The 15,330-nt window shown below is 37.6% G+C and carries 18 protein-coding genes; 3 read left to right on the forward strand and 15 right to left on the reverse strand.

Annotated features, from left to right (window positions below; translation table 11 throughout):
* Positions 1–5: 5 nt before the first annotated feature.
* The 10 genes from ACWTVK_RS09325 to ylxM form a co-directional block, all read right to left on the reverse strand.
* Positions 6–566 carry a hypothetical protein gene (locus ACWTVK_RS09325; RefSeq protein WP_456046620.1) on the reverse strand — a complete coding sequence of 187 codons (561 nt, stop codon included), beginning with the start codon at positions 564–566 and terminating at the stop codon, positions 6–8.
* A gap of 11 nt (positions 567–577) precedes the next feature.
* Positions 578–1,009 (reverse strand): DUF350 domain-containing protein, encoded by a 432-nt coding sequence (locus ACWTVK_RS09330; protein ID WP_456046621.1) that lies wholly within the window; start codon positions 1,007–1,009, stop codon positions 578–580.
* A gap of 36 nt (positions 1,010–1,045) precedes the next feature.
* Positions 1,046–2,119, reverse strand: a complete 1,074-nt coding sequence (locus tag ACWTVK_RS09335) for a hypothetical protein (RefSeq protein ID WP_456046622.1) — start codon at positions 2,117–2,119, stop codon at positions 1,046–1,048.
* Positions 2,120–2,232: 113 nt separating this feature from the next.
* Complete coding sequence (gene trmD, locus ACWTVK_RS09340; RefSeq protein ID WP_456046623.1) at positions 2,233–3,063, reverse strand: tRNA (guanosine(37)-N1)-methyltransferase TrmD; 831 nt, start codon at positions 3,061–3,063, stop codon at positions 2,233–2,235.
* Between the two features lie 119 nt (positions 3,064–3,182).
* Positions 3,183–3,680, reverse strand: a complete 498-nt coding sequence (gene rimM / locus ACWTVK_RS09345) for a ribosome maturation factor RimM (RefSeq protein ID WP_456046624.1) — start codon at positions 3,678–3,680, stop codon at positions 3,183–3,185.
* Positions 3,680–4,087 (reverse strand): YlqD family protein, encoded by a 408-nt coding sequence (locus ACWTVK_RS09350; RefSeq protein WP_298631936.1) that lies wholly within the window; start codon positions 4,085–4,087, stop codon positions 3,680–3,682. The genes rimM and ACWTVK_RS09350 overlap by 1 nt, the downstream gene beginning before the upstream one ends.
* Before the next feature lie 14 nt (positions 4,088–4,101).
* Positions 4,102–4,329, reverse strand: a complete 228-nt coding sequence (locus tag ACWTVK_RS09355) for a KH domain-containing protein (protein WP_009352618.1) — start codon at positions 4,327–4,329, stop codon at positions 4,102–4,104.
* Positions 4,330–4,350: 21 nt separating this feature from the next.
* A complete protein-coding gene (gene rpsP, locus ACWTVK_RS09360; RefSeq protein WP_004695565.1) occupies positions 4,351–4,614 on the reverse strand; it encodes a 30S ribosomal protein S16 in 264 nt (87 codons plus the stop codon).
* Between the two features lie 59 nt (positions 4,615–4,673).
* Entirely contained in the window at positions 4,674–6,026 is a 1,353-nt protein-coding gene (ffh, locus tag ACWTVK_RS09365; protein WP_105094782.1) for a signal recognition particle protein, read from the reverse strand.
* Positions 6,016–6,351, reverse strand: coding sequence for a YlxM family DNA-binding protein (gene ylxM / locus ACWTVK_RS09370; protein ID WP_456046625.1), 336 nt, complete (start codon positions 6,349–6,351; stop codon positions 6,016–6,018). Before ylxM ends, ffh begins: the two co-directional genes overlap by 11 nt.
* A gap of 189 nt (positions 6,352–6,540) precedes the next feature.
* On the opposite strand from ylxM, the gene ACWTVK_RS09375 reads away from it, so the two are divergent.
* Positions 6,541–7,866, forward strand: coding sequence for an FAD-containing oxidoreductase (locus ACWTVK_RS09375; RefSeq protein WP_456046626.1), 1,326 nt, complete (start codon positions 6,541–6,543; stop codon positions 7,864–7,866).
* Between the two features lie 110 nt (positions 7,867–7,976).
* Here ACWTVK_RS09375 and ACWTVK_RS09380 read toward each other — a convergent pair whose 3' ends face one another.
* The 4 genes from ACWTVK_RS09380 to ACWTVK_RS09395 form a co-directional block, all read right to left on the reverse strand.
* Positions 7,977–9,245, reverse strand: a complete 1,269-nt coding sequence (locus tag ACWTVK_RS09380) for a DUF6161 domain-containing protein (RefSeq protein ID WP_456046627.1) — start codon at positions 9,243–9,245, stop codon at positions 7,977–7,979.
* Between the two features lie 68 nt (positions 9,246–9,313).
* Complete coding sequence (locus ACWTVK_RS09385) at positions 9,314–9,928, reverse strand: hypothetical protein (RefSeq protein ID WP_456046628.1); 615 nt, start codon at positions 9,926–9,928, stop codon at positions 9,314–9,316.
* 70 nt (positions 9,929–9,998) lie between these two features.
* Complete coding sequence (locus ACWTVK_RS09390) at positions 9,999–10,526, reverse strand: ECF transporter S component (RefSeq protein ID WP_456046629.1); 528 nt, start codon at positions 10,524–10,526, stop codon at positions 9,999–10,001.
* A gap of 175 nt (positions 10,527–10,701) precedes the next feature.
* A complete protein-coding gene (locus tag ACWTVK_RS09395; protein WP_456046632.1) occupies positions 10,702–12,876 on the reverse strand; it encodes a heavy metal translocating P-type ATPase in 2,175 nt (724 codons plus the stop codon).
* Between the two features lie 337 nt (positions 12,877–13,213).
* On the opposite strand from ACWTVK_RS09395, the gene ACWTVK_RS09400 reads away from it, so the two are divergent.
* Positions 13,214–13,867 (forward strand): YigZ family protein, encoded by a 654-nt coding sequence (locus ACWTVK_RS09400; protein ID WP_456046630.1) that lies wholly within the window; start codon positions 13,214–13,216, stop codon positions 13,865–13,867.
* A gap of 21 nt (positions 13,868–13,888) precedes the next feature.
* Here ACWTVK_RS09400 and ACWTVK_RS09405 read toward each other — a convergent pair whose 3' ends face one another.
* The gene (locus ACWTVK_RS09405) at positions 13,889–14,077 is read right to left on the reverse strand and encodes a hypothetical protein (protein WP_456046631.1); all 189 of its coding nucleotides are present in this window, start codon (positions 14,075–14,077) and stop codon (positions 13,889–13,891) included.
* 195 nt (positions 14,078–14,272) lie between these two features.
* Between ACWTVK_RS09405 and ACWTVK_RS09410 the strand changes: the two genes are divergently transcribed.
* Positions 14,273–15,163: a LysR family transcriptional regulator gene (locus tag ACWTVK_RS09410; RefSeq protein WP_105086214.1), complete on the forward strand. Its 891-nt coding sequence runs from the start codon at positions 14,273–14,275 to the stop codon at positions 15,161–15,163.
* Positions 15,164–15,330: the final 167 nt, after the last annotated feature.

A 15,330-nucleotide genomic window follows, 5' to 3' on the forward strand; every position in this document is an offset into this window, starting at 1 on the left:
TCCCATCACGAGCCACCAGAGCGTGAACCAGCACTACCAAAGCCCGACTTTTGACCTATAGAAGAGGCTTTTTGACTTCTTCGCTTCTCATAGTCTTGATAAGTACGTCGCCCCAAAGAAGTGCGCACATTTGAACCTGTTGCTGTATATACAGAAGGCTCCTCATAGGGTTTTAATGGAGCTGCCACGCGATATGTCATAGTTCGTCCATCCATGCGAGCTGTAGGGGGATTAAATCCGTGGAAAATATAGTAGCCTGCCGCAATACTTGGCAAAAGTCCTGCTAGCCCTGCATCCCACACTAAATTGCCGCTAGTATCACGGTGAAAGGTAACAGACCGATTGTCATCATATAAAGCTGTCTCTTTACCATCACCATGATTTAATAAAGAATAGCGATTTCCTTGATTATCCTTTAATCGAACTTCTCCATCATTTGCTTCCGGGTAGATTTTATCACATACGGCATAAGCGATGTCATTCCAGTATGAAGACACACCAACGAGGCCCGCCACAGCGGCAAAGGCACTCGTTATGTATATAGTTTTCTTACTTGGCTTATACATAGGACACTCCCTTAGTGCACAGCACCACTAACAACGAGAGCAAGGCCTACAAAGATACCAAATACGAGAATACCCGCAGCTGTATTACCACGCATAATCTCTTCAGATAAATTATATTTACGATGCCATAAATTAATAAACATATAACCTGTTACAAATAGTACAATACCAAGAATAGCATAAACAACACTTGCTACTACACCGTGCAATAAAGATGTATCTGCTGTAGTAGCTACAGGAGACATAATAACAGCACGCAATATTTCACCAATACCGATAAAGGAACCTGCAGATAGCCATGCTACAGCACAGTTACCACGTTTAATTTCTTCACTAAATTTACCTGGTACAAAGAAATCAATAACAGTGTTAGCAGTTAACATTAAGAAAATTCCAAAACAAGCATAAAAAATCGTCAATAATACATCCGGAATAAAAATCATGATAAACCTCCTAAGATTGTTCCTATATATTCATAGTCAACGGTTAAACATATAAGCCTTATCGGCTTCATTAAGATTGTGTATATTAAGGAATTTCTCGCGCCCCCCACTATCTCGTTGGCGAACCATATAGGCATAAGAATCAAGCACATGTGTCTTTTTCATTGTACTATTAATAAGCTCCTGCTCGTCTGGTGTCAACTTTCCTGGTTCACGCACCTTAACGAGGGTTTGCCCATCTACGTTAGTGATAATATAGGCAGACTTAGCATCATAGAATACAATGACTTCACGACCTTCTTGTAAGCTCTCACCTTCATTTTTAATATCCCCGTCCAAAGATTCAATTAAATCTAAGGCGGTACTCACAGGATCCAAACTAGAAGTATATACATATTCATTATCTGAATCCATCTTAGTATAATAGACGGATGTATCATGCATATGCTCCTTTGCAGTATAAGGGAATCCAAAGGTACCACGTATACTATGCCAAGAAAGATCAGAATCCCCACTAACAAGGCACATCATAAATAATGCGCCGCATCCAATGGCCATAGCAATTCCTTTTAGTCGTTCTTTCAGGCGTTGATTACGTTTCTTTTTACTAATAGCATTGGCCGCAGCATCATTACAGAGACGAATATTTATCAAAGGGACTCGTGCCCCTTCGGCAAACATTTTCTCCCCTTTGAACCAGTTCTCTTCAAAGAATACGCTAGCGCCCCCTTCACAGGGCAATTGGTACTCCTTATACCCAGCTCGATCACCTACAGACGCACCACTATCACCATCTACAGCTACCACCTTTTCCAAACCGATTTGATGTAATGTAAAGCCTTTCGGTGCACATTTACGATAGGATGTTCTAGATACAGTGCACCACTCATTATCATTATACTCAATGGTAACCCATATTTTATCAATTCCCTCAACAGCCTCTAAGCCATATTCATGCCAATAATCACCAGGAGACTTTTGCATAGATGGCTTAGCCTTATACGCTTGTTCCTGATCAGCTTTTGGAATAATCTCATTATATTTAATTTTTTCAGTTATTACATAACGGCTGCCCTGAACCTCAAGGACATCGTAACAATTAAACTCCATAAACAACCTCGTTAGAGTAGTAACAACCTATATATGCATCTTAACTACTCTCTCTCCTATACGGGATTTAATGAAATTAAGCTTTAAAGTAGCCTGCACGTTCATGAATCGTTTCATGCTTCACTTTTATCGCGTTCAGACTCTTCAGCAATAATTTCTTTTAACAGTTTAACTTCTTCTTTTGTTAATGATCGTTCCAATAAATCGGGTCGCAATAATCGTGTCCGCTTTAAGGCTTGCTTTTGTCGCCAGGTAGCAATGTTTTTGTGATGGCCACTACGTAATACGTCAGGAACAACCCACCCTCGGAATTCTGGTGGCTTTGTATATTGAGGACATTCTAATAAAGGCTCATAAAAGGAATCCTCTTGGGCCCCACTCGCTGCACCTAATACACCGGGAATCATACGAGCTACTGCATCAGCCACAACCATAGCGGGCAACTCACCGCCAGTTAGTACATAGTCGCCAATTGAAATAGTTTCATCTACTAAATGTTCCTCTACACGGTAATCTACGCCTTCATAATGACCACAAATGAGCACCAATTGATCGTACGTCGCTAGTTCACGAGCTTTTTCTTGTGTAAAAGGTTGACCTGTAGGCCCCATGAAAATAACACGACGTCGTAAACTTTCACTAGGATTACCAATAAGGCTCATTTCATCACACATCTCATCTACGGAATAGGCACTATTGATATGGCTATCATATTGAGCAATAACAGATTCTACCGCTTCAAAGATGGGAGGTGCCATCATAAGCATACCGGCCCCGCCACCATACGGCGTATCATCTACTTGACCATGTTTATTATGGCTAAAGTCGCGAGGGTTAGTTACACCCATAGACAATCGTTCTGCTTCGATAGCCCGTTTTATGATGGAGTGACTAAAAAAGGCATCAAAAAACTCAGGAAATAAAGATATGATATCGATACGCATAGACCGTCCTCTGTACTTATTAACTCATATTAACTCATTAGCATTATCTATATATAGCTATATTATATAACTTTTACCATAATATACCTATATGTAGATAAAAAAAACCGCCTAAAGGATTATATCCATTCAGGCGGATCTACGATCATCAATTTATTTTCCACATCGATGTCTTTAACGACGTCTTCAATGGCGGCAAATAATTGATCTGGTTCCCCATCTTTGGAAACCACATAGACATCATTAGCACCAGGTTGCAACACATCGGTAACCGTGCCAAGCGCGTTACCCTTAGTATCTTGAACCTCAAGACCAATGATATCAAAGATGTAGTAGCGACCTTCTGGTAATTCTACCAAATCTTCACGACGTACTTGAACCTCTTTCTTAGCGAATAATTCAGCCGCATTGCGATCAGGGATTTCCTTAAAGGATGCTAATACGAATTGTTTATGAAATCGTGCGGATGCAACGTGGTATTCTTTACCATCGATGTAACAGGCATCCATATGCATGAACCGTTCTGGAAAATCAGTTCTAGGCATAATACGAAGATCACCCCGCACGCCGTGCGGGGCGATGATAACACCTATTGTGATGAAATCGTTATGCTTCATTATTGACGAAACGCAACGATTTTACCGTCTTCTAATAGGATTTCAGCGCCCATCATGGCATCCAAATTATCCCCGATTTTAACGGTAACTGTTTGCTCTAATGTGCCTTGAGGAATTTCAGTTCCCAAAGACAATTCTTGAGCATCTTTCAATTTAGCTGTTACTTCTTCTTTGAAAGCCAAGCGTTTATTTTTCTCTTCGTCGATTTGTTGACGAATCGCAGTAAGACTTGTAGCATCAACTTTAGCCGCATCAGCCAAAATACGTTGAGCTTGGAACTCAATTGCTTCCAAATCTTTATTCACCATATCAAGGCGAGTTTCAAAATCAGATACAATTTTCGCTTTCAAGTCTTCTGTTACTTTTGCTTTTACTGCTACAGGGACACGTAATGTCATTTCTTCCATTGGAATACTCCCTTTTAGACAATATCGACAGATATCTTTTTGTTCTCTTTAATAGCCGCCGCTTTCACCACAGCGCGAATCGCTTTCGCTATTCGTCCTTGCTTTCCGATGACTTTGCCCATATCCTCTGGGGCTACGTGAAGTTCGTAAACTTCCATATTCCCCTTTTGGACCATGGTAACAGATACGGCATCAGGCTGCTTCACTAATGATTTCGCAATTAATGAAATTAATTCTATCATCACAGTATGCCTCTCTATTAATTACTTTTTAGCGTCAGCAAATTTTTGCATAACGCCTTGTTTTTTGAACAAGGAGCGAACAGTGTCAGTAGGCTGAGCACCTTTAGCTAACCAAGCCAAAGCTTTTTCTTCGTCTACATTAACGATAGCTGGTTGTTTAGTAGCATCATATTGACCAATAGTGTCAACAGGACGACCTTCACGTGGAGCACGTGCGTCAGCAACAACGATACGGTAGAAAGGAGCTTTTTTAGCACCTAAACGAGTCAAACGAATTTTTAACATGTGAAATTCACCTCCTTATACTGATGTGGGTGGACAGGTTCAGCGCCCCTGCCCATGTATTACATAAACGGTAATTTAGGCATTCCTGGGAAGCCGCCCTTACCGCCACGTAAACCTTGCATGCGCTTCATCATCTTCCGCGCTTCCTCAAATTGTTTCAACAAGCGATTAACGTCTTGTACTTGCGTACCAGACCCCATTGCGATACGCTTGCGGCGAGAACCATTAAGAATACTTGGATTTTCTCGCTCTGCTGCCGTCATGGATGTAATGATGGCCTCAATGCGGCGCACCTCTTTACTATTCAAATCGAGGTCTTTTAATTGATCCTTAATTTGGCCCATACCTGGCAACATACCAATAATATTTTGTAATGGTCCTAACTTTCTCACCTGATTCATCTGTTTCAAGAAGTCATCCAAGGTGAAATTGTTTTTCGCCATTTTCTTAGCCATTTCACGAGCTTCTTCTTCGTCGATAGCGCCTTGAACATTTTCGATCAATGTTTTAAAATCGCCCAAGTCGAGAATACGAGAAGCCATGCGGTCTGGATAGAATACATCAAAACCATCCATTTTTTCGCTCACACCAGTGAACTTGATTGGCAAGCCTGTTACAGCTTTGATAGATAATGCAGCACCACCGCGCGCATCACCATCGAGTTTAGTAAGGATAACACCATCAACGCCTAATTTTTCATTAAACGTTTGTGCTGTTGTTACTGCATCTTGACCGATCATGGAGTCTACAACAAGTAGAATTTCATGAGGTCGAACAGCTGCTTTAATATTGGACAACTCGTCCATGAGGACTTCGTCAATAGCCAAGCGACCAGCAGTATCGATGATAACAACATCTTTCAACATATGCGTGCTTTGCTCTACAGCGCGACGCGCAATGTCTACTGGATTAGCACCAGGTGTTTCATCAGCAAATACGGGAATATCGATTTGCTTACCTACAACTTGCAATTGAGTAATCGCGGCTGGACGATATACGTCGGCAGCTACGAGCATTGGATGTTTACCTTGTTTGCGAAGATATACTGCCAATTTACCAGCTGTTGTAGTCTTACCAGCACCTTGTAAACCAACAAGCATGATAATTGTTGGTGGCTTGCTGGAAATCATGATACGGCTTTGTGTACCGCCTAAGAGCGCCGTTAATTCATCATTTACAATCTTAATAACCGTTTGCGCTGGGTTCAAGGAGCCGAACACCTCTTCACCGAGGGCCTTTTCCTTGATGGACTTAACAAAGTCCTTCGCAACCATGAAGTTAACGTCCGCTTCTAAAAGTGCAGTACGTACTTGACGCAACGCAAGATTGACATCATCTTCAGTAATTTTGCCCTTCCCTTTCAAGGATTGAAAGGCTTCTTGCAGTTTTTCTGACAAGCTATCAAATGCCATAATATCCCTCCATTTGCGCCAATACTTTTTGTACCTTGGTTTCAGCTAACACCTCGTCAGGCAAGTTTTCTTTCAACTGTGAAAGCAAACCTTCCCGCTGTTCATATTGTTCTACCAAGTGCAATTTTGATTCGTAATCATTTAAAATGTGTCGAGCACGCTGTAAATTATCGTGTACAGCTTGCCGTGATACACCTAATTCCTCAGCAATCTCGCCAAGGGACATATCGTCTTCGTGGTGAAGTTGTAAGGACATGCGTTGCTTGTCCGTTAATAATGGCCCATAGAAATCTAAGAGCAAACTGATCAGTACTCGTTCTTCCATTTCGCCACCTCCATCACTGTCAAGTCATATTACTTTACATATACTACAGTATAAAAAAAGATGTGTCAAGTAGAAATACTTAACATCTAAATTATAGAGAATTATTTTCATATTTTACTTTTATATCTACTATAATATGCTATAATAAACACATCTAATATTTTCAATATAAAAGATAGGAGGTATTGCATGAATACCAAACATTATGATCTTATCGTCCTAGGTTTCGGCAAAGCCGGTAAAACATTAGCCGCTAAATTTGGCTCCATGGGCAAAGCCGTAGCTATGATTGAAGAAAACCCACTTATGTATGGTGGCACATGTATTAATATTGCATGTATCCCAACGAAAACGATGATTATAGCCGCATCAAAAGGCTTATCTTACGATCAAGTATTAAATCAACGCGACGTAGTTACATCTCGTTTACGCAATAAAAACTTCGCTATGTTAGACACTAACGAACATGTCGATGTATATACTGGACATGGTGAATTCATTAGTAATAAAGAAATCGTCGTTACAGCCGGAGAAGATAAAATCATCTTATCTAGTGATACTATCATTATTAACACTGGCGCTGTAGCAATCAAACCTAATATTAGTGGTATCGATACTGCAACAGGTTTCTATAATAGTACCGAAATTCAACAGCTTTCACCGCAACCAAATACATTAGGTATCATTGGAGCTGGTCCTATTGGCCTTGAATTTGCCAGCTTATACGCTAAACTAGGTACAAAGGTAACAGTATTTAATATTGAATCTGGTATCTTAAAACAGGAGGAACCGATCGTACAAGAATTAGCTAACGAATACTTGACTGAGCAAGGTATTACTATTCTTAACGATGTAACATTAAACTCTGTATCTAATGATAGCCACAAACCTGTTATCACGGCAAATGGTCAAAACTATACGTTTGATGCTGTTTTGTATGCTACAGGTCGCAAACCAAATACAGCTAACATCGGTTTAGAAAATACGGATATTACTACTAACGAACGCGGCGCTATCGTGGTTAATGATACATGTGAAAGCTCCGTTCCTGGCGTATATGCAGTAGGCGATGTAAACGGTGGTCCTCAATTTACGTATATTTCTCTCGATGACTTCCGCATTGTATTTGGTGCACTTACAGGAAATTGCCAATACACATTAAAAGATCGTAAAAATATTCCTTACACAACATTCTTAACCCCTCCACTCGCTCGTGTAGGTCTCACAGAAGAAGATGCTATCAACAAAGGCTATACAGTTAAAACTAAAGAAATGCTCGTAGCTACCATGCCAAGAGCTCATGTAAACGACTATTTAAAAGGTGCTTTTAAAATTATAGTAAATGCAGAAAACAATTTAATCCTTGGTGCTACACTTTATTCTCAAGGTGCTGAAGAGTTGATTAACCTCATTAAAATAGCTATGGACAACAACATTCCATATACATATTTCAAAAATCAAATCTTCACACATCCTACCATAGCAGAGAATTTAAACGACCTCTGTAATTTCTAATATTTAGATTAATACATAAAATTAAACAATACTAAAAGACCACCATTACAAAATTAGTAATGGTGGTCTTTTTCTATGTTCAATTTACATATCAAACCCAAAAATAAATATTATTTTTTAAGAATAGAATTTATTACTACATCTAAATCAGACTTTTCAGAATTACTAACTAAACCTGTATTTACCTCTCCAAACAACGCTTTCATAATTAATAATCTTTCTTCCCCATTAATTTCTTTCCCATCAGCAATTAATGCCTGATAAAATCGAGTTAATGCCGCTTTCTGTTGATATACTTTTTTTAGATGCCAAGAGGATGTCCAAAACTTAATTTCAACTTTAATTATATATATCATAAAAGCTGTAACAAGTAACATCATAGAGGTAGGATTAAACCAATAATTCTCATTTGGCAAACCATGTACAATTGATGGAATCAAATACTGACTTAATAATATAATTAGCCCTATTATAGTAACAATTGTCAATGCCCCCCATATAAAAATAGAACTTTCTTGATCAGTTGCACGACTATTCCACAGTTCTTCTGGTGCTTCAAGCTTTAGCTTTTCTTTATATGCATCCTCCAAGTCTTTTAAACGTTTTTCAGCTTCAAGAACATCATTATTCAACTTAAAAAATGTTTGTTTTATGTCATCTATACTTTCATCAAAAAACTGTTTACTATTTGTTTGAATTTTTGAAACTTCATTATGTGCTGATTTTATAAAGCCTTCTAATTTTTTCAATTCCGCATCAACTTTTGATGTATCAAGACTTGTAGTTTTAACAAAATTCCTAATCCAAAACATTGCAGGTAGATTTTGATAATAATAAATCGTAGAAAAATAATTTCCTATATAATTATTATCTTTATTAATAGTAATAAAGTTATTCACAGCATTGTTAAAATTCGGATCATTCTTATACTTTTCTCGAAAATATACTATAAACTCTATTATCAACTCATATGATTGGTCAAGATCACAATAAGAATTAACAGTAAGAGTTGTATAATATTTGCTACCGTCTTCTACGATATTTACTGTACCATTTGCCAATTGTTCTAGAATATCTTTTTCTAGTACTAATTCCTTTTCATTTAACTCTTTGTACTGAGTAACAACCAATGGAATTCTATCAATAATCTCTTTAATTATATTTTCAGTATTAATCCATTCATTAAGAGCTCTAGACTCATTATCCTCCAAATGCAAAGACTTTAATTGTTTTATATTACGTGCTATGATTTCTTCAATTCTAGCTAAAGACCCTTCTATAGGTTCTAATTTAATCCAATATGTATCAGGAACCTCTAGCCTAAATATCCACTTGTCATAAATTAACTCTTTTACAGATATTTCAGTAATATTTTCCATTCTATTCTCCCTAAATATCATAATCGACAAATATTACTTTATACTTTCTAATAAGTGCAATAATACGTTTATTTATTATACCTATTTAAAAACCGTTCTACATCCTCAAATGATTTGTAGTCATTAGCTAAACTCTTTTCTAATTGATGAGCTATAGAGTTAGCCTCTATACTAATATATTTCATAATAGTATTTTTATCTAATCTTTTATTAAACAATTCTGTATATTCAGTAATAATAGGCAAATATGTACAGCCATTATACTTATTATAATAATCTTTAAAATATAAATATCTATTATCTATATCTAAATGTTCAATATAGTATTTATAGAATACTATTAACTCATTAAATCTCGCTAATAACTCACCGGTCTTATCATTTATCCACATTGACATCTCAAAAACAGAATCATATTGTTTTCTCACATCGTTATATGAATCTGGATCATCAGTAACATCATAAACAATTTTATTAATCATGCCCATTGAACCGCCATAGGAACTCATTATTAATCTAAACAAAACCTCAACCCGTTCATAAGCTTTAAAACGCTTATCAATAATGTGTCTATAATAGTCTAATTTATATTGTTGCTTATTAATAAAATATTGTACTATTAATGTCCCAATTGCGCCTAATGCGGTCCCCAAAACAGCAATAATAATAGCAACATAATCCATTCTATACGCCTCTAACTTTTGAATTACGTTAAAAACAAAATAATACAAATATAAAATCAAGCCCTAATAATTAGTTTTTTGTAAATAATCTACGTACTACCTTTTGTAGCTTTGGTGTCAATATAATAGCCACCACAATACCTGCTGCACTTGTAATCAAGGAGTATTGAATTTTGCTAGCTGCTACGGCTGCACTTTCAAGAACAAACCACCATGCTAAGAAATAGCCAAATGCAGTCCAAATTGTACCAATAATAAGAGCAATCAAAATGCGTGTAAAGGATGCTGTCGGCTTTGTAATGGATGGTGGCAAGTAACCTGCTGTCATACCACCTACAATAAGACCTGCAATACCTTTAATAAAGAAAGAGAATACAATGTATTGTGTATGTCCACCAAAAAGATCAAATAATGCGGAACCAATAGCCGCACCTAAACCACCATATAAACCACCAAAGAGAATGGATGATGTAAATAATGCAGCAGATCCTAAGTGAACCATGGCCCCACCTGGTATTTCAATGCGAATCGTTGTTGCTACTGCACATAAGGCAGCAATAAATCCAATATATACAATATCGCGCGTGTTTAATTTCATAATCTAGCTCCTCTCTTTTAGCTGAATAACTATATTTAGTATAACAAATCTCACTCAATCTAAAAATACCGATTTCGTAGGAATTAAATAACAAAGCACCTATACCATGGTATAGGTGCTTTATAAACTTTAATCAACTCTATCAAATATTATGTGTTATAAGATACAAGTTAAATTAAATCTTAGCTCGTTTCAAGCGAAGGGAGTTACCCACAACTGTAACGGAACTGAATGCCATCGCTGTACCTGCAATCATAGGATTTAATGCGCCGACAGCAGCCAAAGGAATACCAATGCAGTTAAAAATCAATGCCCAGAATAGATTTTGTTTAATATTAGTCATAGTCTTACGACTGAGGCGTACTGCTTGTACTAGTGTGTGTAAATCATTTCTTACAAGAACGATATCTGCTGCCTCTACGGCAATATCAGTACCACTACCGATAGCAAAACCAATATCTGCCGTTACAAGAGCTGGTGCATCATTGATACCATCACCAACCATGCCCACTACCAGACCTTTATCTTGTAACTCTTTTACCTTGCTAGCTTTATCTTGAGGCAAGACTTCAGCAATTACATGAGTAATGCCTGCTTGTTTTGCAATATATTGAGCTGTACGGCGATTATCACCGGTAAGCATCCACACATCGATACCTTGAGACTGTAATTCTTTTACCACCTCAATAGTTTCTGGACGCAATTCATCCTCTACAGCCCATAATGCACTGATGACACCATCTACAGCGAGAACAGACACGGAAGCACCTTGTTCTTCATAGTGTAGAATATCATCTTGGACAGCACTTAGATCATAACCTAATTCAGACATCCAACGGCTATGTCCAAGCTGTACAGACACACCTTGATAAGCCCCTTGTAAACCTTTACCAGGCACATCACCAAAGCTTTCTAGTTCTACAGCTGTACCTTTATAACCATGATCTTCGCCATAATAAACCATGGCCTTTGCAATTGGATGCGATGTACCACTTTCAAGGGCCATCATAAGGGACATATTTCTACTTTCATCACCATTATAGTTTTTGAAAGCCGTTACATCGAGAACACCTTGTGTAAGAGTGCCAGTTTTATCCATAACGATGGCATCGAGTTTACCAGCTTTTTCAAGATATTCCGCACTTTTGATGAGAACACCATGCTCCGCACCTAAGCCAGAGCCTACCATAATAGATGTTGGTGTAGCGAGACCAAGTGCACAAGGACAAGCGATAACAAGCACTGCTGTAGCATTAATGAGAGCTACATTAACAGAATCACCTACAATAAAATACCATACAAGACCAGTCAATACAGCGAGGCCAATAACGGTAGGCACAAAATATTGAGCAACGATATCTGCAATACGTTGAATACTTGCTTTAGAGGTTTGAGCTTCTTCTACGACTTTAATAATTTGAGAGAGCATTGTATCGGATCCGATACGTTTTGCTTCCATTGTGAAAGCACCGCTCAAGTTAATAGTCGCACCGATAACATCAGATCCCACTTGTTTTTCTACAGGAAAACTTTCACCGGTAAGCATAGCTTCATCTACAGTAGAATAGCCTTCAGTAATAGTACCATCCACTGGAATTTTTTCGCCTGCACGAACTTGTAAGATATCACCTGCTACAACCTTAGATGTAGGAATATCTACGAACTCACCATCACGCAATACATGAGCTGTTGCTGGTTGCAAGGCAATTAATTTTTGAAGTGCTTCAGAGGTACGCCCCTTAGCAATTTCTTCTAAAAGTTTGCCAAGAAGAATGAATGTAATGAGCCAAGCTGAGGTTTCAAAGTAAATGCCATGAGGCCCAAGTTCTGGATGGAACTGCCAATTATAAATACTGAATAGATAAGCAACAGTCGTCCCCATTACAACGAGAACATCCATGGTAAGGGCACCATTCTTCACCGCACTCCACGCACTCTTATAGAACATAAGGCCCGGACCGAACTGAGCAATGGTAGCAAGAATGAACTCTACCCATACTGGCAAGGCTTGAATGCCAAAGCGATGTAATGTCATATTAATCATCATCGGTACAGCCATACAAGCAGCAATGATAAGACGTGTAATATGAGGTTTTAAATTAACCTTTTCTATTTCTTGTTTTGTTTCATCTGCCTCTGCAGCACCGAAACCAATATTTGTAATAGCATCAACAATTTGTTGTGCTTCTACATTAGAACCGTCTTTGTATTCAACGCTGCCTTTACGAGTGAGTAGATTAACCTTTACAGATTCTACACCATCAACCTTGGAAACAACGTTTTCAACGCGCTTTACACAGGCGGCACAATGCATACCTGTAATATCAAACTCTTGCTTCTTCTTACTCATCATATCACTACTTTCTACTTGAATTTTCAAAAATATATGTTTTTATATATCTATATAAGTCAGAAACTCATAGTATATATATCATACATCACTAACAGAATACTTTATAAACACGTATAGTTTATTATATGAACACATTTACATGACTATGCATTCATACGTATTTATTCCATAATAACATAAATTCTCATTACGTCAATATCCTACTAAAACTAGGGGACTATTCCTTTTTCATAGGGGAATTAACATGTCCCCACCTATACACAACATTCATAAATAGATTATAATAAAGTGATGATGAATAAACATAAACTTTGATTCTAAAGGAGGTGAATATATGTGTGAATCAATAAGCCCTATAGTAGAATTTACTACAGTAGCGAAGGAATTTCGCCATGAATATGTTGTTGAGAAGTCACGTTTTATCACAACTGTATGCCCTTGTTCTACAGAAGAGGAAGCGCAGGCTTTTATCGGCCGTATCAACAAAGAATTTTGGGATGCACGTCATAATTGTACAGCCTTTGCATTAGGACCAAAACAAGAGCAACAACGCTCTTCTGACAATGGTGAACCATCTGGTACAGCCGGTAAACCTATGTTAGAAGTACTCAAAAAAACAGGTATTACCAATGTGGCCGTCGTAGTAACGCGCTATTTTGGAGGTATTAAGCTAGGCGCAGGTGGTTTGATTCGTGCATATTCACACTCCGTTGCAGAAACCTTACGTCTTTCCCCTAAAGAACTACACACAACACGAACTCAGTTGCAGGCTACCATCGACTATTCCATGTATGGAGCTATAGAAAGATATGTGCAAGATCAAAAACTACATTATGAAGCAGGTTTTGGCGAACATGTAGATATTACTATTTTAGTACCTCCTACTGATGTAGAGCGCATACAAAAAGAGCTCCAAGACATGAGTCATGGAGCTGCTACTTGTACTATATTAGATTCTATTGAAGTGGTGCTACCGCTAGAACAATAATCTAACTGACAAACACATTAATTAGTTATCACTATTGACTAATCCACTTATGCCTTGACTTAGTTCGTGACGTTTTTCATTAGTCAATGGATGAGGCCATACGCGTTCTAGTTGTTTTTTACGACTAAGACCTGTATTATGTGCAGTCATTAGTCTACGTGCTTCCCAGTTACGAATTGCTTTACCTAATGTTCTTTTTACTACGCCCATGATAGTACCTACTTTCTTAATCACTATATTATATAAAAATTTGTGATAAGGATAGAAAGTTTATTTTAAACACATTATTCTTTCTCTTTCCTTGATAACTATAGTATATATACCATTTTATTAAATGTGAAATTACTATTACTTAGTTCGTTATAAATTTTATTTATCTTATTTTGTGTATAATAGGGAGATTCTATGGATACATCTTACTACCACAATTTTATTACCCTCGTTCAAACGGGCAATATGACACAGGCCGCAGAGATTCTTCATATTACACAACCAGCTTTAAGTAAACAATTAAAATACTTAGAAGCTGAATTTGGGGCTCAACTCATCAATATCAAGCGCGGTCAACGAGGATCGAACTTACAACTTACTGATGCAGGTAAAATCTTCTACGAAAAAGCCCAACAACTTTGTTCTATTGAAGAATCTACGTATAATGCGGTGCATCAATTAAATTCACGCATTGAAGGTACGTTGAGAATCGCTACCTCTGCATCTCGTTCCACACCAATCGTACAACAATATTTACCAGCCTTTTCCATGAAATATCCATCAGTTCACTTTGAAATCTATGAAGGACTGATGACGAATGTAGTTAATCAACTGATTAATGGTAATGCTGAGCTAGGAATTGCCAACATCCAAATGGTAGACACTGACAAATTTGATATTCTTCTCACACAAGAAGAACACTTATATGCTATCTTCCGTCGTGATGTATTCTGGATAGACCGTGAACATGATACAATCACTTGGGATGATATCAAAAAATGTCCATTATCCCTCTCCGGCGGCTCTGTGCGAATGATTATGCAATCTAGCTTAACAGATATGGACCAACTCAATGCGGTTGCTATCACTACAACTAAGAGTTCTGCCATCGAATGGGCATCTTCTGGTAGAACTGTCTCTTTAGTTCCTATGGATGGTAAAGAGCTTGTTAACCATCGTAAAATGGCCCGCATTAAATTACCAGAATTCTCTGGAGATTTCAAAAAAGCATTTATTACCCTCAAAGGACATGCTTTATCTCCGGTAGCACAGCAATTTATTGATTTCTATAAAGCTTATGTATAATTAAAGTTCTACATATAATTACTATTATGATATCAACAGTTTCCATGATTGGTACCTACCCTATGTTAAATACCAATACAATACATAAGAAAAGGGGCTGTAACAGAATGCGGTTTCACCGCATTCTAGTTGCAGTCCCTTTAAAATATAAGAAACACCAAGAAAAT

This window comes from Veillonella sp. Ser01, assembly GCF_053850375.1.